Here is a 20,107-nt window from a genome sequence, read left to right on the forward strand (position 1 = left end):
GGTATGAGCACCGGAACCGTCGCCGCCGGCCAGGCCGAGCCCGCTGCCGAGCCCACCGGCGAGCCCCACGGGGGGCCCGCCGCCCCGGGGGCCGGCGCCGTCGCCCTGCCGCCGCGCGCCGAGCGCGCCGAGCGGACGCAGGCGGCGGTCGAGCGGCTGCGCCCGGCCGGCGTCGACGCGGTGGCGGTCACCTGGGTGGACAACGCGGGCATCACCCGGGTGAAGGCCGTCCCGCTGGCCGGCCTGGCGCACGCCGCCCAGTGGGGTATCGGCGCGGCGCCCTGCTTCGACGTGTTCCTCGCCGACGACACGATCGTCACCAGCCCGCTGATCGGCGGCCCCACCGGGGACCTGCGCCTCTACCCGGACCTCGACCGGCTGGTCCCGCTGGCCGCCCAGCCGGGCTGGGCCTGGGCGCCGGGGGAGCGGTACACCCAGGCGGGCACCCCGCACCCGGGCTGCCAGCGGCTGTTCGCCCGCCGGATGACGGCGGCGGCCGCCGGGCGCGGGCTGAGCCTCAAGGCCGGCATCGAGGTCGAGTGGGTGGTGGCGCTCGCCGGGGAGCCGCAGGAGGAGCCCCGCTACCCGACGGCCGGCCCGGCGTACGGCATGCACCGGCTGACGGACCTCTCCGACTACCTCCGGGACGTCCTGCGCGCCCTCGCCGAGCAGGGCCTGACGGTGCTGCAGATCCACCCCGAGTACGCCCCGGGCCAGTTCGAGGTCTCGGTCGCCCCCGAGGGGCCGGTCGAGGCCGCCGACACCACCGTCCTGGTGCGCCAGACCATCCGGGCCGTCTCCGCCCGCCACGGCCTGCGGTCCTCCTTCGCCCCGGTGGTCGAGGCCGGCTCCGTCGGCAACGGCGGCCACCTCCACCTCAGCCTCTGGCGCGACGGGCGGAACCTCGCCCGCGGCGGCTCCGGCCCGCACGGGCTGACGGCCGAGGCCGAGGGCTTCCTCGCCGGGGTGCTCGGCGCCCTGCCCGAGCTGCTGGTGCTCGGCTCCTCCAGCCCGGCCGGGTACCTGCGGCTGGTGCCCTCGCACTGGGCCGGCGCCTACCAGTGCTGGGGCCTGGAGAACCGGGAGGCCGCCCTGCGGCTGGTCACCGGCTCCTCGGGGGAGCGGTCGACCGCGGCCAACGCCGAGATCAAGTCCTTCGACGCCACCGCCAATCCCTACCTGGCGGTCGGCGCCGTGCTCGCCGCCGGCCTCGCCGGGCTGGACCAACGTCTCGCGCTGCCACCGGAGTTCACCGGGGACCCAGCCGCCGCCGCGCCCGGCACGGTGCCCCGTCTGCCGGCCGCCCCGGCCGAGGCGATCGCGGCCTACCGGAAGTCGGCGGTGCTCCGCGAGGCGCTCGGCGAGCCGCTGTACGAGGCGGTGCTGGCCGTCCGCACGGCCGAGGGCGAGCAGTACGCCGCGGCCACGCCGCAGGAGCTGGTCACGGCCACCCGCTGGCGGTACTGAGAGCCTCCGCGATGCCCTCGCTGGACGTCCCCGCCCTGGTCGACCACCACTGCCACAGCGTGGTGGCCGCCGACCTCGCCGACGACGTCCTGGCCGGGCTGCTCACCGAGTCCGACCGGCCGCCCGCGCCCGGCACCTCGCCGTTCGACAGCGCGCTCGGCCTGGCCGTCCGCCGCTGGTGCCCGCCCGCGCTCGGCCTGCCCGCGCACACCCCCGCCGCGGACTACCTGGCCCGCCGGCGCGAGCTGGGAGCGCCCGAGGCCACCCGCCGGCTGCTGGCGGCCGCCGCGCTGGACACCTGCCTGGTGGACACCGGGCTGACGGCAGCGGCGGGCCACCCGCTGCTGCCGCTCAGCGAGTTCTCCGGTGCGTCCGGTGCCCGGGTGCGCGAGGTGGTCCGGCTGGAGCCCGTCGCCGAGTCCGTGCCGGCGGGCGCCGGGGCCTGGCCGTTCGCCGTCCGCGAGGCGCTGGCGGCCGCGGCCACCGGCGCGGTGGCGGTCAAGTCGGTGCTGGCCTACCGCAACGGCCTGGCGGTGCCCGCGGTCCGGCCCGCCGCGACGGCGGTGACGGCCGCCGCGGGGCGGTGGCAGCGGGCCGGGCGCGGCCGGCTGACCGACCCGGTGCTGCTGCACCACCTGCTCTGGACGGCCCTGGACGTCTGCGCCGAGCTCGGCCTGCCGCTCCAGCTGCACACCGGCTTCGGCGATCCCGACCTCACCCTGCACCTGGCCGACCCGTCGCTGCTCACCGACTTCGTCCGGGCCGCCGAGCCGAGCGGCGTGCCGCTGGTGCTGCTGCACGGCTACCCCTACCACCGGCAGGCGGCCTGGCTGGCCCAGGCCTTCCCGCACGTCTACACCGACCTCGGGCTGACCGCCTCCTACGTCGGCCCCCGGGTGGCGGCCGTGCTCGGCGAGATGCTGGAGCTGGCGCCGTTCGGCAAGCTGCTCTTCTCCACCGACGCCTACGGGTTGCCCGAACTGTACCTGGTCGGCGCGGCCCAGTTCCGGCACGGCCTGGGCGCCCTGCTGGACCGCTGGCGGGCCGACGGTGCCTGCTCGGCCGCCGACGCCGAGCGCCTCGCCCGTCAGGTGGCCGCCGACAACGCCCGCCGCCTGTACCGGCTCTGACCGCGGCGCCGGACCGCCCCGCGAGGCGTCGCCCCCACGTGAATTGTGGATCGTCCACGCTCTGGCGCGGGAAATCGGCGGAAGTCCGGATATTCACTTTATGGATTGACGGTGGGTCGGCGGGGGAGGAGCCGCAACCCTCGGAAGTGGTCGAACGGTGTCGATTAGATGACTACCTCTTGCGGATTGCAACGCATGTTCACTAGCGTCCCGATCATTCCAGTGCATCTGTCAACCGCAGCTGCATGACGACTCGGGAGGGCCAACCCCTATGAGTGTTCCTCGGATCAGCCGGACCCGGTACGCCGCGGTGGGCGTTGTCCTCGCCACGGCCGGTGCCCTGGCGCTGCCTGCCGGTACCGCCGTCGCGGCCACCGGGGCCGAGCCGACGACCGGGCCGCTGCTCAGCTACGTTGTCAACACCCAGGCCAACCACGGCCAGGTGCAGAAGGTCGAGAAGGCCATCACGGGCCTCGGTGGCTCCGTGGTGTACTCCTACGAGCAGATCGGCGTGGTGATCGCCCGCTCGAACGACACCAAGTTCGCCGCCAAGCTGCGGCTGGCCAAGGGCGTCCAGTCGGTCGGCGCCAGCCGCACCAAGGGCATCACGGCCGCCGACTCGCAGAAGGCCGAGGTCGCCGCCGAGCCGACCGCCGCCGCCGCGGCCGCTGCGGCCGCCGCCGGCCAGGAGCCCAACTGGGCCAACCAGTGGGACATGCGCCAGATCGGCGTGGACAAGGCCCACAAGCTCTCCCTGGGCAGCCGGAACGTCACCGTCGGCGTCCTGGACTCCGGCATCGACGCCAACCACGAGGACCTCAAGGCCAACGTGGACGCCTCGCAGTCGGTCTCCTGCATCGACGGCGGCAAGCCGAACACCGCGTTCGACGCCTGGCAGCCGGGCCCGGACGGCGACCACGGCACCCACGTGGCCGGCACCATCGGCGCCGCCAAGAACGGCAAGGGCATCGAGGGCATCGCCCCGAACGTCAAGCTGGCCGCGGTCAAGGTCGTCGACGACGGCGGGTTCATCTACCCGGAGTACGCGATCTGCGGCTTCGTCTGGGCCGGTGAGCACAAGTTCAAGGTGACGAACAACAGCTACTACGTCGACCCGTGGATGTTCAACTGCGAGAACGACGCCGACCAGGCGGCGATCACCACCGCCGTCCGGCGCGCGATCGAGTTCTCGCAGCGCAAGGGCGTCCTCAACGTGGCCGCGGCGGGCAACGAGAACATCGACCTCGCCCACAAGACCACCGACGTGAGCAGCCCGGACGACACCACCCCCGGCACCCGTCCGGTCACCACGGACTGCCTGAGCCTGCCGACCGAGGTGGACGGCGTCGTCGCCGTCTCCTCGGTGGGCGTCAACGGTGACAAGGCCTACTACTCCAGCTACGGCAAGGGCAAGGTCACCGTGGCCGCCCCCGGTGGCGACCGCCGCTACCAGATCCCGGACACCCCGGACAAGAACGGCCGCACCCTGTCCACCCTGCCGGGTGGCAAGTACGGCTACATGCAGGGCACCTCGATGGCCTCGCCGCACGCCGCCGGTGTGCTCGCCCTGCTCGCCAGCACCTTCCCGTGGGCCAGCCCGGAGGAGCTGACCGAGATGCTGACCAGCCAGGCCGAGTCGCACGCCTGCCCGTCGGCCCCGTTCAACCCGGGCGGTGCCGGTGAGTGGACCGCCACCTGCGAGGGCGGCGCGGACGACAACGGCTTCTACGGCGCCGGCATCATCAACGCCGAGAAGGCGGTCCAGTGGTGGCGCTGACGCGCTGACCGGGTGACCGGCTGAGCCGACAACGCCGAGGTGGGGAGCGGGACTCTGGTCCCGCTCCCCACCTCGTTTTGAGTACGGGTACTCAGGCGACGGCCCGGCGGTGATCGCCAGAATGGGGCCACCGACGGCACCAGGCACGAGGAGCGGAACACCATGGCGCAGAGCTATCCCGGATGGCAGGCCCAGGCCCAGGCCCAGCCCCGTCCGAACGGCGAACGGGTCTGGCCGTGGCTGCTGCTGGGGGTGGCCGAGCTGCTCGCCGCCGCTCCGATGCTGACCCTGATGTTCGGTGGCGGCCTGGTGGTCGGTGTCATGGGGCTCGCCTCCGGCTCGACCGTGGCCACCGTGCTGGGCGTGGTGCTGCTCCTGCTGCTCGGCCCGGTGCTCGGCCTGGCGCTGCCGGCCCTGGCCCTGTTCTCGCCGTCCGTGCGCCGGATGAACCGGGCCGCGCTCTTCGCGCTGCACTGCTTCGGCCTGCTGGTCGGCACGGCGGTCGAGTACGTCGGCTGGATCCGCCCGGCGATGGGCTGACCGGCCCGGGCCTCACTCGAAGTGGTGGTCCCAGACCGTCTCGACCGAGGGCTTGCCGTGCAGGTCCGGAACCTCCTGGAGCCAGGCGGGCCGGCCGGCCCTGGTCCGGGCGGCCCGTCGGAGTTCGGCCTCGCGAAGCTGCTCGGGCGTGGGGAAGCCGTCCGGCAGCCACTCGGCGGAGAGCCCCGCGCGGGCGGCGAGGTGCGTGACGTACGCGTGCCGCAGCGCGTCCACCGAGTCGAAACCGGGTTCGTCGGCCAGCCACTCGTCCGGGACGAGCGCCAGCACCTCCTCCAGCAGCCCGGCGGTGACCAGCGGTCCGAGCTCCTCGTCGGCCAGCCGGACGTCGGGGGTGCAGCCGCCGAGCGCGTGGGCGCTGAGGTCGTACCGCTTGCCGACGGCGGCCCCGGCGCTGGACCAGCGGTGGTGGAAGACCAGCGCGGCGCCGTTGTCGATCAGCCAGAGCTTCCCGTGCCAGACCATCAGGTTCGGGTTGTGTACGGTGCGGTCGACGTTGCCGGTGAGCGCGTCCAGCCAGATCACCCGGCCGGCCTGGACGGGGTCGACCGGGATCATGCCGGGCCGGTAGTCGCGGGCGCCGGGCAGCAGGTCCATCCCGAGGTTGAGCCCGCCGCTGGCCCTGAGGATGTCCTGGATCTCGGCGTCGGGCTCGCTCTCGGCGACCGCCGGGTCGAAGTCGACGAGCCGCAGTTCGGGCACCGGAAGGCCGAGCCGCCGGGCCAGCTCGCCGACGATCACCTCGGCCACCAGCGCCTTGCGGCCCTGGGCGGCGCCGGTGAACTTGACCACGTACGTGCCCAGGTCGTCGGTCTCCACCACGCCGGGGACGGAGCCGCCGGCCCGCAGCGGGTCGACATAGCGCATTGCTGTCACCTGATCGAGCACACCGGCCACCCTAACCCGGCAGACCCCGGGCCGGGCCGGCCACCTCCCGCGCATCCGCGAGCGCCTGCCGGACGGCGCCCGGGATGTCGGTGACCGGGAAGGCCACCCGGCGCACCACCCGTTCGCGGTCCAGCACCAGCACCGCCCGCTTCAGCCGCAGGCCCTGGCCGACGTGGAAGGTGGGCAGTCGCAGCGTGGCCGTCAGCCGGACGTCCAGGTCGGAGAGGAGCGGGAACGGAATGTCCTCCGCCTCGGCGAACTCCCGCTGCTCGTCCGGCCGTTGGGTGGAGATCCCGCGCAGTGCCAGGCCGGCCGCGCGGAACTCGGGGTACGCCTCGCGGAACAGCCGGTTCTCCAGCGTGCAGCCGACCGCGCCGGGGATGTCCCCCCAGCCGGCCGGCAGCGGTGCGGGCCGCCCGGTGGCGGGGTAGCAGAACAGCACGGTGGCGCCGGCCGCCGGGTCGACCGGGTCCAGCTCGCCCCCGGTGTGCACGGGCAGGGTGAGCTCCGGCAGCCGGGTGCCGGGCAGTGCGGCCAGCCGCGCGACCTCGGCGCTGTCGGGCGCGGCCGAGCCGGAGAGCGAGCCGTCGCCGAGCAGCCAGCGGTCGGCCCAGTCCTGCATCGCCACCAGGACCGGCAGCAGCGCCCGCCCGGATTCGGTGAGCCGGTACTCGTACCGGACGGGGCCGCTCTGGTACGGCACCCGCTCCAGGACGCCGGCCTCGGTGAGGTGGCCGAGCCGCTCGGTGAGGACCTTGCGGGAGATGCCCAGCTCGTGCTGGAGCTCGTCGAAGCGCAGCCGGCCGCGCGCCGACTCGCGGACGACCAGGATGCTCCACCAGTCGCCGATCACCGCCGCCGACTGGGCGATCGCGCAGCTGGCGTCGCGCTCTGGCACGTCTCTGAGCACCGTCGCTCCTCTTCCCGTCCGGACGGTCCATCCTTGCATCCCCTTGCGAGTTCCGAAAGGGAACTTGTAAGTTCCTATTGGAAACTCAAGTACTTCGAGCCCGTGAGAGGGAAAGGGGGGCACATGCCCGTCGCCTGGGCGACCCTGCGCCGGACCTGGACGATGACCAGCCGGGCCTACCCGTGGTCGTACGCCGTCGGCTGCCTGCTGATCGGCGTGTTCACCATCGGCCTGTCCTACCTGGGCCTGCACGCCATCGGCGGCGGCTCGGTGGCCGAGGACTTCACCGCCCGCACCGGCGGCGCCGACTACCTCGGCTACATCGCGATCGGCGCCGCCGGCTACATGTTCACCGTCAGGATGCTGCTCTGGAGCAGCAAGGCGCTGATCACCGAGCAGCGCCAGGGCACCCTGGGCGCGCTGCTGATCGCCCCGGCCGGGCGGCTGCCGTACCTGCTCGGCTTCACCGGCTTCGCGCTGCTCAACACGGCCGTCGAGGTAGGCCTGCTCGGCGGGTTCGCCGCCGTCCTCGGCGTCACCCTGCCCGCCTGGCACCCGCTGGCCGCCCTCGCCGGCGTCGTGGCGCTGGCCGCCGCCGTCTTCGCGGTCGCGGTCGTGCTCGGCGCGCTGATGATCGTCGCCGGCGAGGCGCACATCTCGCAGAACACCGTCTTCCTCGCCGTCTCGCTGCTCTGCGGCATCACCTTCCCGAACAGCTACCTCCCGGCGCCCGCCCAGTGGCTGGCCGAACTGCTGCCCGTCACCTCCGCCATGGACGTGCTGCGCGACGCGCTCGGCCAGGGAAGGCCGCTCACCGACCTCCTCCCACGGCTGGTCACCTGTCTCGCCCTCAGCGCCGGCTACCTGCTGCTCGGCCTGCGGCTGCTGCCCGCCGCCGAGCGCCGCGCCATCGAACGGAGCCTCTGAGCCGTGACCGAGCGACCCGTGACCGAGCGACCCGTGGCCGACAGGCCTGTGACCGCGCGACAGGCGACCGACCGACCCGTCACCCCGAGACCCGAGAACCGGCCGACCCGTACCCGCCGCCGACCCGAGGAGCCGCTGGCATGATCCGCACCCGCGCCCTGCGCAAGACCTTCCGCACCCGCGACAAGGGCCTGTTCGGCCCGCGCACCGTGAAGACCGCCGTGGACGGCCTCGACCTGGAGATCCCGCCCGGCCGGGTCACCGGCCTGCTCGGCCTCAACGGCGCCGGCAAGACCTCCACCATCAAGATCCTCGCCACCCTGCTCCGCCCCACCTCCGGCACCGTCACCCTGGACGGCCTCGACGTGGTCGAGCACGCCCGCGACGCCCGCCGCCGGATCAACCTGATCGCCGGCGGCGAACGGATGGTCTACGGCAAGCTCACCGGCGCCGAGAACCTCCGCTACTTCGGCCACCTCTACGACGTCCCCAACCCCGTCCTGCGCCCCCGGATCGGCGAGCTGCTGGAGCTCGTCGGCCTCACCGACGCCGCCGGCATCCCGGTGGAGCGGTACTCGCGCGGCATGACGCAGCGGCTCTCGATCGCCCGCGGCCTCATCAACGACCCGGCGTACCTGCTGCTGGACGAGCCCACCCTCGGGCTGGACGCGCCGATCGCCCGGGACCTGCGCCGGGTGGTCGCCTCGCTCGCCGCCGAGGGCCGGGGCGTGCTGCTCACCTCGCACTACCTGGCCGAGGTCGAGGAGCTCTGCGAGCACGTCTACGTGATCTCCGGCGGCCGCCACCTGGCGGCCGGCAGCCCGGCGGAGCTCAAGGCGGCGACCGGCAGCCACCGCAGCGTCCGGGTCACCGTCACCAATCCGTCGCCCCGACTGGAGTCCGCCGTCGCCGACTTCGCGGGCCGCCTCGGCGTCGCCGCGCAGCTGGAGGTCACCGGGGAGGGCGCCCTGCTGGTCACCGTCCGCCACCCGGAGGACGTGGCCGGCCCGCTGGCCGGGGCGATCGTCGCCGCCGGCGGGGCGATCGGCGGCCTCGAGGTCACCGAGGCCAGCCTGGAGGACGCCGTCCTCGCCCTCACCGACTCCGCGCCGGCTCCCGCGCGGCCCCGGTCGGCGGTGGCCGCATGACCGGCCTGCCGCCCACCGACGCCCTGCTGCTCGGCCTGGCCGACCGGAGCGTCCGGTCGCCGCACCCCGCGGGACGCACCCTTCCACCGCCGCTCCCGGGCACCACCCGCCGCCCCCGGCCCCGGCCCGGCGGCCGGGACCGGCGCCGGGGGCGCACGCTGCGGCACGCCGGCAAGGTGTTCGCCGCCGAGGCGCTGAAGCAGCACCGCACGCTGTTCGGCCAGCCGCTGGTGGTCGCCTCGATGCTGGTCTGGCCGCTGCTCCAACTGGCCGCCACCTACTACACCTTGCACCCGATCGCGGCCGGCTCGGCCGCCGCCGCCCGCTGGCCGCTCGCCTCCGACCCGGCCCGGCTGCTCGGCTTCCTCGCCACCGGGGCGCTGGCCTGGGCGTTCTTCTTCTCGCTGGTCCAGTCCGCGTGGAACTTCGCCTTCGAGCGCACCACCGGCACCCTGGAGCTGCTCTTCCTCTCACCCGCCGACCGGCTGGTCCTGATGCTCGCCAACGGTGCCGGCGCACTGCTGCAGAACGCCTGGCTGCTCACCTGCTTCCTGGGCGCCGCCGCGTTCGGCTTCGGTGCCCTGGACGTCGCCGGGCCGTGGATGTACCCGGTGGTGGTGCTGGCCCTGCTGCTGCCCGCCGTGGCCTGGGGCGCGCTGCTCAACAGCCTGATGGTGTTCTCCCGGGACTCCGCCTTCGTCTACACCGTGCTGGACGACCCGATGTGGTTCGTCGCCGGCGTCCGGCTGCCCGCCTTCGCCCTCCCCGGCGTGCTGCGCGTACTCGGTGCGGCGCTGCCGCTGACCGGCAGCCTGGCGGTGGTCCGCGGCGCCCTCCTGGAGGGCAAGGGCCTCGGCGAGCTGGCGCCCGGTCTGGCCTGGCTGGCGGTGCTCTGCGCACTGCTGCTGACGGGCGCGGCCGTGGCGCTGCGCCTCGGCGAGGCGCGGGCCCAGCGGACCGGAGGCCTCCGGCTGGCCTAGTACTGCAACGCATCTGGCGTGACCGACGGCCCTGTCCTCGTGGCTGTGGCGGTGGCCGCGGTGCTCGGCCCGCGGCCACCGTTCGCGGCTGATCACCTGAATGCCGGGGCGCATCTGCTCAACGCGGCAGGGCGGGCCAACGCGCCTCCTTCGTCTCCGCGAGTCATCGACTGCGGAAAGTAGCGGCCGGACTACCGTGGGGTCACTATGTGTGATCTTGGGCCGCTCCGCGTCACTCCCGGTCTCGGGGCGGGCCACCACGGCCGAAAAGGGTGTGCCCATGCAGTTCGCTTCCAGTCGTTCCCGCCTCAGCAGGGCCCTTGTGGCGATGTGCGGGACGTCCGCGCTGCTCGCCTCGTCTGCCATGGTCGGCTCCAGTGCCGCCGCCGAGGCGCTCTCTCCCGGGAGCAGCCCCTCCGGCGGGGGCGAGGTCATCACTGTGACGACCGCCAAGGTCGGCGCGCCCGGGAATCCCGCGGTGGGTGTCGTCCCGTTCACGGACGCCGTCTACCAGTCGTGCGCCGACGCCCCCAAGACCTCCGGCGACTGTCTGATGGTCGGCGGCGTCGGCTACCCCTACGAGATCGGGCAGCTCGAGGTCACCGTCGAACAGTGGGTGGCGTTCCTGAACACGGTCGATCCGAGAGGCCGCGATTCCCGTGGTCTCTACGACGAGACCGAGAGCTCGTCGGCGTGGCCGAAGTACGGCCAGATCAACTTCTCCCCCACGGCCCCCCGCGGCCGCCACTACTCGGTGGCGTATGCGGAATGGGCGGACAAGCCGTACGGATTCGCGAACTTCCTGAGGGCGGCGCGCTTCGCCAACTCGCTCTACAACGGTCGGCTGATCTCCAAGAAGGCCGGCAGCGACGGCAGCTTCGGCTACGTCAGCTACCAGGTCGAACTGTCGGCGCGAACCGAGAGCGGGATGTACGACCTCGGTCGCCCGGAGGCGACCCGCTCCCGTGATTCCGGCTTCGTCGTACCGAGCCAGGACGAGTGGATCAAGGCGGCCTACTACGACCCGAGCGGCGGCGGCACCTACTCCTACTGGAAGTACCCGACCAACGCAGGAGTCTTCGGCGACGGTGACGCGACCGCCCCTCACCCCACCGTCCTCAACCCCACCACCGGCGACGTCACCAACGTGACGAACCAACCACTGGCCTCGTACCACGCCACCGGCCAGCCCGCACCGAGCTGGTGCCCGGGCCAGGTGCCGTCCGAGACATGTTCCACCGTCAACCCGATCGGGCTGGACCCCGTGGCCTACGCCGCCCTCTACCAGGGCAGCCTCAGCACGGTCGGCCAGACGAGGAGCACCTCGCCGTGGGGCACTCTGGACCAGGGTGGCAACGCGGTCGAATGGACCGACACGATCACAGCGCCCCCGTCCGGACGGAACTCCGTGCGGGTCTGGCGGCGGTTGCACGGCGGCATCTCCAACGCGTCGGCCTACCAGATGTGGCCCTCGGCGGTCGGACTGCAACCGCAGGACAACGTGTTCTACAACCACACCTACCCGTGGCTGGGCATCCGGATCGGCGTGATCGGCGACCTGAAGGTCGGCTGGCCTCGGTGAGAACACCGGTGCTGCCGTCCTGGCGCTGGGCCCGCAGGGCCGGCTCGCCGGGTGGGCTGCCCTCCGTTGTTCCATCGATCACGGTGAGCACCGGTTCGAGCGGGCCGGCTCGGCCGGGTGATGTCTGACCGGCCGTCGCCGTCGCGTCCTCGGCCGGGTGGCCGCCGCCCCGGCCACGGCCCCGGCCCCGATCGGGGACAGCGGTCCGAGGCCGGAGGGCAGGCGGGTCGACGCCGGCACAGTGACCGTCACCGGCTCGTCCATCCGCAGCAAGGCCGCCGCCGCCACACGCGGCGGCGGCGTCCGGAACGGCGGCATTCTCACCCTCAACAACGCCTCGGTCATGCTCACTGCACCGAAAGCCCGGTCATCGTGACCGGCCGCACCGCACAGCCCCCTCGGCAGACCGCCTTCACCGGCCGGCCCGGCCCGAGCCCCTCCGCGTGGGACGGCCGGTGAACGGCGGTCTGCGCCACGGCGGAGCCGGCCTGTACCCGCAGGGCCTGCCGAGCGCATGAGGACGGCGGCGTTCGGGGCGGGGCAATCCGGCGGCCAGGATCCCGACACGCTGAACTGGCATCACTCGTACGGAAACCAGCGTCCAATATGGCGTATTTGATACGTTTTGAGCCATGTTGAGGATGGTGGACGTGACGGCGCGACTCGCCGCTGAACGCTCAGGTATCGCCCGGGTAGGCGCTGACCGGCCGGTGGGCCGCAGTCAGGGGCCGGCCGGTGCGCCGGTACGGCGTCCCGGCGTACTCCAGGCACCGGGTGCCGGCCGTCCGGTCGCGAGCGGACATATCCGCACCCGCAGGCGGCGCCGCCTGCCACACGCGGTCTGTGCCATGCTCCTTGCCCTCACGTCCGCGCTGGCCCTGGTCGTCATCGGCCCGTCCGACACCGCCCAGGCCGCGACCGCGTGTACGGCGAGTCTGTGCGTCCTCAACCCGAGCGCCGCGGACGCCCTGTACGTCCACCCCGGCAGCGTGCAGGTCACCGGCAGTATTCTGGTCAACTCGACGAACAGTCAGGCCGCGCTCGTCAGCGGCAGCACCTCGGTCACCGCGACCGGGGGCACCATCGGCGGCCCGGCGGCACCGGCCGGCTTCGCCACGTCGGCCGGCGGCTCGTACAGCCCGGCCCCGACCAACCAGCCCGCCGTCACCGACCCGTACGCCGCCCTGGCCCAGTGCCCGGCCGCGGCGGCCTGTCCCACGACACCGATCCTGCCGTATCCCGTCGTCAACCATGTCACCGGGAACCAGACGATCAGCCCCGGGGTGTACACCAGCATCTCGTCCCTGGCCGGCACGCTCACGCTCAATCCCGGCACGTATGTCGTCACCACCGGCCTGACGATCTCCGGCGGGAAGCTGGTCGGCACCGGGGTGACGATCTACCTCGCCTGCCTGACCTACCCGGTGGCGTGCGCGGTGCCCACCAGCGGGGCGTCCTTCACCGACCAGACCGGAGGCAAGTCCACCCTCAGCGCACCGACCACGGGGGCCTTCGCCGGTCTGACGGTCATCGCCGACCGCAACAACACCGCGGCCGTCACGGTCTCCGGAAACGGCACGTGGATCACCGGCGGCGGCGCGGTCTACCTCGCCTCGGGGAAGCTGGCGGCCTCCTCCGGAGGCAAGGCCAGCTTCACCCGCGCGGTCGTGGACACCGTCGAGACCAGTGGCAGCAACAGCTCCCAGCTCACCGTCATTCCGACCACGGGCACGTTGTCGATCAGCGTGCCGTCCGCAGCGCCCCTCGGCAGCGCGGCGCCCGGTGGCACCGCCAGCGCGGCCCTCGGCTCGGTGACCGTCGCGGACCAGCGAGGACTGGCCACCACCACGTGGACGGCGACGGTGTCCGCCACGAACTTCCACACCGGCGGCGCCACGTCCGCCGAGACGATCTCCACCTCGAACGTCTCCTACTGGTCCGGGCCCGCGACGAACACGAACGGCACCGTGACGATCACGCCGGGCCAGGCCGATGCCTCGGCCAAACAGACGCTCGGCAGTTCGAGAACCGCCTTCGGCTGCACCGGCAACGGGAACAACTCCACGAGCTGGAGCCCCACGGCGGTGATCACGATCCCCGCCGCCGCGGTGGCCGGCGCCTACACGGGGACCGTGACCCACTCCGTCGCCTGATGGCGCCCCCCGCCGACGAACGCGCATACCGGCGCGGGCCGGGTTCAGCCCGCCCGTCTGCGGCGCACCACCCCGTAGCCGCAGGCGACCAGCAGGACGATGGCTGACACGCCCACGGTGATGCCCGGCATCATCGAAGCGGAGTCCGTCGCGTTCGGAGTGACCGACGCGCCGGCCTGGGAGCCGCTGGGGAAGGTCACGGTGGCCGTGACGGTGTGTTGGATCAGACCACTGGCCAGTGTGAGGCGGACCTTCCAGGGGCCGTCGGGAAGCTTCCTGTCCAGGGGGACGGTGACAGGCTCGGTGTCGCCAACGCCCAGTGTGGTGCCGAGGTTCGCCGTGAAGGGACCGGCGCTGAGCGATCCCGGCCCGTCGGTCATCGACATGGATCCGGTCAGGTCGAGGGCGCGCTTGCCGGTGTTGTGGACCTTGGCCACCACCTTCGGGACGCCGTCGGGCGCGCGCGCGGGAGTCAGCCCCTCGATCTTGAAGTCGGACGGCGGCTCGCCTCCGGGACCGACATCGAGGTAGATCCGGACTCCCACGCGGTTGACCAGGCGGACGTTCCCAGCCGGGCCGGCACGGCCCGCGACCTGCGCCCAGAAAACCGCGTACCGCTCGCCGGCGGACGCCTTCGGCGGCACCCGGACGCTGACCCGGACCATGACCGTGCTGTGCGCCGGGACGTCGCGCACGGCGGACGGCGGTGCGGACGGCGGTGCGGACGGCCGGGCGGTCCCTGTCGTCTCCGGTGTGCCGCAGTCCGTCGCCCCGGCGGACACGTCCGACTCCGAGGTGCAGTCGTCCACCGAGACCCAGGTCGTGAGCTCGTTCGGAGTGCGGTCGGCCTCGGCGGCGAAGGTGCCGCCGTCGATCGAGGCCGCGCCCGCGTAGAGGTCGACGCGCTGGTCGACATCGGAGGTGTTCGTCACCTGCACCCGGCGGTGGATGACGCTGCCGGGCGCGAGGTGGTCCACGATGTACAAGTGTGCGCGCGGGTCGGGTTCACGGTCCCGGGGCGCGTCGAGCAGTTTGAGGCCGATGCTGTTCTCGGCGGCGGAAGGCGGCGTATCGCCCCGTGCGCCGGCCGCAGCGGTGCTCGGGCTGTAGGCCAATGCGAGCACCGCTGCGGCCGTGCACATCAGGCGGGCCGGGCTAGAGGATCGAATGTGTCACCGTTCCGGTGTAGATGCCGTTCACCGCGCTGGCCGGGACCGCGACGATGAGGGTGGGGTTCCAGGTCGCGGAGTTGTTGCCGGTGCCCCCGGCGAGGCCGTAGGCGGTGCGGCTGCTGTCGAGGGTCTGGGCCTGACCCGCCGTGGCCTGACCGGGCGTGAAGACGCCCAGGCCGGAGGTGGCGCTCGCGGTTCCCGACCAGTAGGAGACCGCAGTGGCCGGGATCGTCTCCGCGGGTGAGCCCCCGCCGGTCGTGAAGCTGCTGGAGATCGCGGACGCGGTCCAGGAGGCCGTGAGCAGAGCTCGGGTGTCGGTGGCTGTGACATTTCCCAGTTGTCCGCTGATGGAGTTTCCGGGCAGCCCACTCCCCAAGCCCGCCGAGCCGGGGACGGAGATCGCCAAAGAACCACCCGAGACAGAGAACGTGACCGTCGTGTCTCCCGGCGCGGCGCTGGCCACTCCGGCGACGGCGACAACTATCGCGGCTCCGGCGGCCACGGAATATCGGATACGCATGGGCTCTCCTTCGTCGTCCAAGCCTGGAACGGCAGCGATACGAGTGCCGCCCCAGTAGCGACTCATATGATTATCCGCACACGTACGGCGGCCAAACGTCATTCCCTCGTTCGGTCGAACGCGGCCATGAGGGGCCTCGCTCGGACCCGACCGGGAACGAACGCATCATCGACCGTCAGAAGGGCTTGCGAAATACAGTCACATGAGAGGCGATCTACCGGAGTCCTGAAGGAAGTCCGAGGAGATTTCACTCCAATCACTGTTTCTGACGTCGGCTCAGTGGGGATTGTACGTGTGCAGCGCGCCCGCGAAAGCGATATCGGCCTGAGCCGCGTGTTGCGGTATCGGGCGGCTGCGCCGCCTCTCTCCCTACAAGCCCGTCGCCGGTGATGCGTGTCATGCCGGCGCTCCGGCTCCTGCGGTGTCCTTCGGAAAGGTGTCCCATGTCCCACCGTCCCGGCCGCCTCAGGCGGCTCTATCGTGCGCTCGCCGTCCTGGCCTTGACGGCCGCTGTCGGCGCGCCCGGCAGCGTCGCCTTCGGTGAATCCCCGCAGCATCCCAGACCCGTGCACCCGTGGGTGAAGTCCTGCCTCCGGCACCGGGGGCCGGCGGGGCTGGTGAGCTGCCTCGGGAAGCACGACCGACCGAGGGCGTCACAGCCCCGACTGACCTCTACCGTCGCCGAATTGGCGACCCCCACCGGCGATTCGGCCCCGGTCGGCATCACCGCGGGGCCGGACGACGCCCTGTGGTTCACCGAGAACGCCGCAAACAAGGTGGGGCGCGTCACCACGACCGGCACGTTCACCGAGTACTCGGTGCCCACCGCCGGGGCAGGGCCGGCCGAGATCGTCGCCGGGCCGGACGGCGCCCTGTGGTTCACCGAGACGAACACCGACAACATCGGCCGGATCACCACCGGCGGTACCTTCACCGAGTACGCGCTCCCGACCTCGGGCGCCTACCCGTGGGGCATCACCGTCGGGCCGGACGGCGCCCTGTGGTTCGCGGAGCCGGGCGCCAACAACATCGGCCGGATCACCACCGGCGGCACGGTCACCGAGTACGCGGTCCCGACCTCGGGCGCCTACCCGCTGAGCATCACCGCCGGGTCGGACGGCGCCCTGTGGTTCACCGAAGTGCTGACCGGGGGCATCGGCCGGATCACCACCGGCGGCACGGTCACCGAGTACGCGGTTCCCGCACTGGACTCGCTGCCCATCGGCATCACCTCAGGGCCGGACGACGCCCTGTGGTTCACCGACGCGGGAGCAGCGCAGATCGGCAAGGTCACCACCGCGGGCGTGTTCACCGGCTATGACCTCACCGATGTCCTCTTCCCGTTCCCGTGGGGCATCACCACCGGGCCGGACGACGCCCTGTGGTTCACCGAGAACGTCGGAAACGACATCGGGCGGATCACGACGACGGGGACGATCTCCGAGGTGTCGATCCCGACCTCCGGCGCGAGCCCGTTGGAGATCGCCACCGGCTCCGACGGCAACCTCTGGTTCACCGAGAACACCGTGAGCCAGATCGGAACGGTAACCCCCTGACAGCGCCGGCGGGGTGAACAGCCACCCGGCCGGTCCCCGCTCCGCCAGACCCCGGCGGAGCGGGGACCGGCCGGGTGGCCTGTCCGCGTGGATCAGCCCCGTGACGAGGTCAGGGCAGGGCGACGAAGGGGGCGAGGGACGTCCGGGCGACCGGGGTGCCGAGCCGGTAGGAGACGTTGATCGCGTAGCACGGGCCGTCCCCGGTGATGGCGGTGGCGACCAGCAGGCGCCTCCCGTCGATCCGGGCGAAGTCCGGCCCGCCGGAGTCCCCGTGGCACGCGCCGCCGTTGCCCTGCGGCGCGGTCGTCGCCAGGCGCACCCACGGAGTGTCGAACGCGTCGAAGGGGGCACCGGGGCCTTCAGCCGGACGCCGCCGCCCGGGTGGGTCAGCCGGCCGGGGCCGCGCCGGGCCTCCTGGGTGCCGAAGCCGGCCACCGCGAACGATGTGGCGTTCAGCTGCTGCGGGCCGAGCGCGTCGAGCTTTCCGGCCGTGGGCAGGGCGGCCGGCGCCCACCCCGGTGCTTTCGGTGGGCCGAGCGCGCATCTCATGGCGCCCGACGAGCATCCGCATCCCGTCGTGCTGGCGCCGGACCTGCGGATCACCACCGCATGGGTGGGCGACAGCGTCGTGCGCGCGTTCACCGGGGACCTGCACCTGGACAACGAGCACCACGTGCGACGTGCCCTCGAGAGGCCCTCGGCCGGGGACCGGCCGTGACCGCCGTCCACCTCTCCGGCGTCCTGCTGTTCATCTCCAGCGGTTTGAAAGCCCTGCGCCTCGCCGTCCGCGCCCGCGGCGTGCCGCTCGTCCTGGCGGCTCCCAGCCCGACACGGTCCTCACCATCTACCCGGCCGTGGATGCGGCGGTGCGCCACCACTCGGGTCCGCCGCTCCAACAGGGGGAGTGACCAGTCCAAGACCGTGGTCCCGCCGCTCACCCGGCGGGCTGTCGATCGTGGTGCAGAGCGTCATGGCACCCACTCTGCGACATCCCCCGCATCGGTACCGGGGCGGGAGGCGGGCATCGTGTTTCCGGCCGCCCTCCCACCCTCCCGGCCTCCACCGGTCGCTCGCGACATGTGCGAGCCCGGGCGGAGAAGCTCTCCGCCCGGGCGGCTGAAGACCTGCACGGCGCGTCCGCCGAGCGGGGTCGCCGTTAGATACCGGGGCCGGCCACGTAGGTGAAGGCGCCGGTGTCGGTGACGGAACCGCCGGTGGTGGCGACCACGACATCGGCCGCGCCGGCGATGCCGGGCGGAGTGACGATGGTCAGCTCGGTGGCGCTGATCACCGCGAACGGTGCCAGGGTGCCGCCGACGGTGACCGACTCGGTGGTGGTCAGGTTGGTTCCGGTGACGGTGACCGCGGTGCCACCGGAGGTGGGGCCGGAGGTCGGCGTCAGAGTGGTGATCGTGGGCGCGTCCACGTAGGTGTAGGACAGCCCGTTGTTGGTGCCGCCCGCGGTGGTGACGCTCACCGAGACCGATCCGGCCGCCGCCCCGGCCGGCACGACGGCGGTGATCTGGCCGTCGGAGAGCACGGTGGGAGTGGCGGCGTTGGCGCCGAAGTTCACGGCGGTCGCGGTGGACAGGCCGGTGCCGGTGATGGTGACGGTCTCACCGCCGGCGGTGGCCCCGGACGTCGCGGTCAGCGAGGCCTTGAACGGTGCGCCGACGTAGTAGAACGGCAGCGGGTTGCTGGTCCCGCCGCCGGTGGTCACGGTGACGCCGACCGTGCCGACCCCGGAGGGCGAGATGCAGGTGACCGAGGTGGGCGTGTTGGCGGTGATGGTGGCCAGCTTGCTGCCGAAGTGCACGGCGGTGGCGCCGGACAGGCCGGTGCCGGTGATGGTGACCGTGGTCCCGCCGGCGGTGGATCCCTGGTTCGGGCTGATAGGCATGGTGTTCCTCCTGGACGATGGTTGGAACGAGTGGGAGTGGAACCGTCCTCGGCAGTGCAAGCGGCCCATGGCGCCGACAAGCCGGCCGGTGGTCGGCCAACTGGCTTGCTCGTCTTGGGTGTTCATCGACGAGGCCGGAGTCTCCGGCTCGGTGGTCACACGGGACGGCCGAACAGTCGATGTGGCCACATCGAACTCCGGGGCCCGGACGGCGCCCGTGGGAACCCGGATGGTTGAGGCTGCCGATTCCCGGCTCAGGCCGATCTGACGGTGGTGAAGGTGCCCGGGTGAGGTGCGCCGGACCAAGAACCGGCCTGCCCGACGGCAGCCCGGAGAAGGCGGGCCGGACGACGACCTGGGCCCTGATCACATGTGATTCGCCGCGCCGACTGGTAAACCCAGCCCTCTACGGGGTGCCCATCGCGGCGGCACACCTGGTGGGCTGACGGTAGGCCGACTGCCGCTCCCCCGGAGAGGGATGGGCGCCCACCGGTTTGGATGCGTACAGTAACCCATTTGCCGGATGGCGGCCGCAATAGCTCTGACGGCCCATCACTCGAATGGTCGAGCGTCCGCAGTCGCGAAAGCGCCCCCCGGCGGCGACCTACCGGCTAGGCGCCCGGTGACCTGCGCATCTCGGCCCGGTTGCACCGGCGGCGGTCGGCGGCCTGCGGTCGATTCTTTTCCGGGCGTCGCCCCCCCGCCCGCGCGCCGGGCGGCGGTTGGCGATCGGTTCCCCCTATCGTGCGACGCACGATAGGCGGCCGGGGGTGTGGCTGCCGTTGCGACACGCTCTGCCATTCGGGTGATGTACCGTCAGGGCTATTGCGGCCGCCATCCGGCAAATGGATTACTGTACGCATCCAAACCGGTGCGCGTCCTCCCTCCTTCGAGGGGAGCGGCAGTCGGCCCATTGTCGGCTCGAAAGGGCAGGGGCCGGGGTGTATAGCGCCCCATGGGAACCCCGTGGAGGGCCGGACCTGCCAACCGGTCCGGCCCACTCACACTCCGTCCCTTCTTCACCACCGTCGGATCGGCCTGGGCCGGAGAGCTCCCGCAGTGCCGGCCCCCGCGAGTCCACTGCAGACGGCGGCTCTCGGCGGCATTATCGCGCTGTTCTCCCTGGTCAACGACACGACGTCGCCTCCCGCCATCCCGCCCGGGGGAGCGACCCGGAGTCCACCCCCTCGTCCCGGGGGGCCGTGCACACCACCTCCACCGATAGGGGCCCCGCATGACGAAGTCCCAGAGTCCACATCCTGTCGCTGCACCGACGGCGACCCTGTCCGCGCCGTCGTTGGTTTCGCTCACCCCCAACCAGGGTTCCGCCGGCGGCGGCACGACGGTCACGATCAGCGGCGGCGCCTTCACGGGTGCGACGGCCGTGAAGTTCGGCACCGCGAACGCGGCTTCGTACTCCGTCCTGTCGGACACGGTGA

Annotated in this window: 18 protein-coding genes; 12 read left to right on the plus strand and 6 right to left on the minus strand. The window is 72.6% G+C overall.

Annotated elements, in window-relative coordinates; translation table 11 throughout:
* Positions 1–3: 3 nt before the first annotated feature.
* From ACZ5WK_RS15835 to ACZ5WK_RS15850, 4 genes are all read left to right on the plus strand, one after another.
* Positions 4–1,467: a type I glutamate--ammonia ligase gene (locus tag ACZ5WK_RS15835; RefSeq protein WP_465547934.1), complete on the plus strand. Its 1,464-nt coding sequence runs from the start codon at positions 4–6 to the stop codon at positions 1,465–1,467.
* Between the two features lie 11 nt (positions 1,468–1,478).
* Positions 1,479–2,597 (plus strand): amidohydrolase family protein, encoded by a 1,119-nt coding sequence (locus ACZ5WK_RS15840; protein WP_465547936.1) that lies wholly within the window; start codon positions 1,479–1,481, stop codon positions 2,595–2,597.
* A gap of 271 nt (positions 2,598–2,868) precedes the next feature.
* Positions 2,869–4,374 carry a S8 family peptidase gene (locus ACZ5WK_RS15845; RefSeq protein WP_465547938.1) on the plus strand — a complete coding sequence of 502 codons (1,506 nt, stop codon included), beginning with the start codon at positions 2,869–2,871 and terminating at the stop codon, positions 4,372–4,374.
* Positions 4,375–4,536: 162 nt separating this feature from the next.
* On the plus strand, positions 4,537–4,914 hold the full coding sequence (locus ACZ5WK_RS15850) for a hypothetical protein (protein ID WP_465547939.1): 378 nt from the start codon (positions 4,537–4,539) through the stop codon (positions 4,912–4,914).
* A 12-nt stretch (positions 4,915–4,926) separates the two neighbouring features.
* Here ACZ5WK_RS15850 and ACZ5WK_RS15855 read toward each other — a convergent pair whose 3' ends face one another.
* Entirely contained in the window at positions 4,927–5,820 is an 894-nt protein-coding gene (locus ACZ5WK_RS15855) for a HipA family kinase (protein ID WP_465547941.1), read from the minus strand.
* A 10-nt stretch (positions 5,821–5,830) separates the two neighbouring features.
* A complete protein-coding gene (locus ACZ5WK_RS15860; RefSeq protein WP_465547943.1) occupies positions 5,831–6,730 on the minus strand; it encodes a winged helix-turn-helix transcriptional regulator in 900 nt (299 codons plus the stop codon).
* A 123-nt stretch (positions 6,731–6,853) separates the two neighbouring features.
* Between ACZ5WK_RS15860 and ACZ5WK_RS15865 the strand changes: the two genes are divergently transcribed.
* The 5 genes from ACZ5WK_RS15865 to ACZ5WK_RS15885 all read left to right on the plus strand — a co-directional run bounded on the left by ACZ5WK_RS15865 (position 6,854) and on the right by ACZ5WK_RS15885 (position 13,520).
* Entirely contained in the window at positions 6,854–7,657 is an 804-nt protein-coding gene (locus tag ACZ5WK_RS15865) for an ABC transporter permease (RefSeq protein WP_465547945.1), read from the plus strand.
* A gap of 140 nt (positions 7,658–7,797) precedes the next feature.
* Positions 7,798–8,805 carry an ABC transporter ATP-binding protein gene (locus ACZ5WK_RS15870; protein ID WP_465547947.1) on the plus strand — a complete coding sequence of 336 codons (1,008 nt, stop codon included), beginning with the start codon at positions 7,798–7,800 and terminating at the stop codon, positions 8,803–8,805.
* Positions 8,802–9,785, plus strand: a complete 984-nt coding sequence (locus ACZ5WK_RS15875) for an ABC transporter permease (RefSeq protein WP_465547949.1) — start codon at positions 8,802–8,804, stop codon at positions 9,783–9,785. The genes ACZ5WK_RS15870 and ACZ5WK_RS15875 overlap by 4 nt, the downstream gene beginning before the upstream one ends.
* A 280-nt stretch (positions 9,786–10,065) precedes the next feature.
* Complete coding sequence (locus tag ACZ5WK_RS15880) at positions 10,066–11,367, plus strand: hypothetical protein (protein WP_465547951.1); 1,302 nt, start codon at positions 10,066–10,068, stop codon at positions 11,365–11,367.
* 848 nt (positions 11,368–12,215) lie between these two features.
* The gene (locus tag ACZ5WK_RS15885; protein WP_465547953.1) at positions 12,216–13,520 is read left to right on the plus strand and encodes an autotransporter outer membrane beta-barrel domain-containing protein; all 1,305 of its coding nucleotides are present in this window, start codon (positions 12,216–12,218) and stop codon (positions 13,518–13,520) included.
* 44 nt (positions 13,521–13,564) lie between these two features.
* Here ACZ5WK_RS15885 and ACZ5WK_RS15890 read toward each other — a convergent pair whose 3' ends face one another.
* Both ACZ5WK_RS15890 and ACZ5WK_RS15895 read right to left on the minus strand, forming a co-directional pair.
* Positions 13,565–14,497: a COG1361 family protein gene (locus ACZ5WK_RS15890; RefSeq protein WP_465547955.1), complete on the minus strand. Its 933-nt coding sequence runs from the start codon at positions 14,495–14,497 to the stop codon at positions 13,565–13,567.
* A 178-nt stretch (positions 14,498–14,675) separates the two neighbouring features.
* Complete coding sequence (locus ACZ5WK_RS15895) at positions 14,676–15,212, minus strand: hypothetical protein (protein ID WP_465547957.1); 537 nt, start codon at positions 15,210–15,212, stop codon at positions 14,676–14,678.
* 686 nt (positions 15,213–15,898) lie between these two features.
* Here ACZ5WK_RS15895 and ACZ5WK_RS15900 point away from each other — a divergent pair.
* Complete coding sequence (locus ACZ5WK_RS15900; protein ID WP_465547959.1) at positions 15,899–16,768, plus strand: Vgb family protein; 870 nt, start codon at positions 15,899–15,901, stop codon at positions 16,766–16,768.
* 109 nt (positions 16,769–16,877) lie between these two features.
* Here ACZ5WK_RS15900 and ACZ5WK_RS15905 read toward each other — a convergent pair whose 3' ends face one another.
* On the minus strand, positions 16,878–17,087 hold the full coding sequence (locus tag ACZ5WK_RS15905; RefSeq protein WP_465547961.1) for a hypothetical protein: 210 nt from the start codon (positions 17,085–17,087) through the stop codon (positions 16,878–16,880).
* Positions 17,088–17,315: 228 nt separating this feature from the next.
* Between ACZ5WK_RS15905 and ACZ5WK_RS15910 the strand changes: the two genes are divergently transcribed.
* A complete protein-coding gene (locus ACZ5WK_RS15910; RefSeq protein WP_465547963.1) occupies positions 17,316–17,486 on the plus strand; it encodes a hypothetical protein in 171 nt (56 codons plus the stop codon).
* 438 nt (positions 17,487–17,924) lie between these two features.
* Here ACZ5WK_RS15910 and ACZ5WK_RS15915 read toward each other — a convergent pair whose 3' ends face one another.
* Positions 17,925–18,668, minus strand: coding sequence for an IPT/TIG domain-containing protein (locus ACZ5WK_RS15915; protein WP_465547965.1), 744 nt, complete (start codon positions 18,666–18,668; stop codon positions 17,925–17,927).
* Positions 18,669–19,902: 1,234 nt separating this feature from the next.
* Between ACZ5WK_RS15915 and ACZ5WK_RS15920 the strand changes: the two genes are divergently transcribed.
* The coding region (locus tag ACZ5WK_RS15920) for an IPT/TIG domain-containing protein (protein ID WP_465547967.1) at positions 19,903–20,107 on the plus strand (205 nt) is incomplete at its 3' end.

Source organism: Kitasatospora sp. NPDC032757 (assembly GCF_055579305.1).

Coding starts and splice junctions, on each gene's coding strand:
- ACZ5WK_RS15835 (WP_465547934.1), top strand. CDS start 4: ATGAGCACCGGAACCGTCGCCGCCGGCCAGGCCGAGCCCGCTGCCGAG.
- ACZ5WK_RS15840 (WP_465547936.1), top strand. CDS start 1,479: ATGCCCTCGCTGGACGTCCCCGCCCTGGTCGACCACCACTGCCACAGC.
- ACZ5WK_RS15845 (WP_465547938.1), top strand. CDS start 2,869: ATGAGTGTTCCTCGGATCAGCCGGACCCGGTACGCCGCGGTGGGCGTT.
- ACZ5WK_RS15850 (WP_465547939.1), top strand. CDS start 4,537: ATGGCGCAGAGCTATCCCGGATGGCAGGCCCAGGCCCAGGCCCAGCCC.
- ACZ5WK_RS15865 (WP_465547945.1), top strand. CDS start 6,854: ATGCCCGTCGCCTGGGCGACCCTGCGCCGGACCTGGACGATGACCAGC.
- ACZ5WK_RS15870 (WP_465547947.1), top strand. CDS start 7,798: ATGATCCGCACCCGCGCCCTGCGCAAGACCTTCCGCACCCGCGACAAG.
- ACZ5WK_RS15875 (WP_465547949.1), top strand. CDS start 8,802: ATGACCGGCCTGCCGCCCACCGACGCCCTGCTGCTCGGCCTGGCCGAC.
- ACZ5WK_RS15880 (WP_465547951.1), top strand. CDS start 10,066: ATGCAGTTCGCTTCCAGTCGTTCCCGCCTCAGCAGGGCCCTTGTGGCG.
- ACZ5WK_RS15885 (WP_465547953.1), top strand. CDS start 12,216: ATGCTCCTTGCCCTCACGTCCGCGCTGGCCCTGGTCGTCATCGGCCCG.
- ACZ5WK_RS15895 (WP_465547957.1), bottom strand. CDS start 15,212: ATGCGTATCCGATATTCCGTGGCCGCCGGAGCCGCGATAGTTGTCGCC.
- ACZ5WK_RS15910 (WP_465547963.1), top strand. CDS start 17,316: ATGGCGCCCGACGAGCATCCGCATCCCGTCGTGCTGGCGCCGGACCTG.
- ACZ5WK_RS15915 (WP_465547965.1), bottom strand. CDS start 18,668: ATGCCTATCAGCCCGAACCAGGGATCCACCGCCGGCGGGACCACGGTC.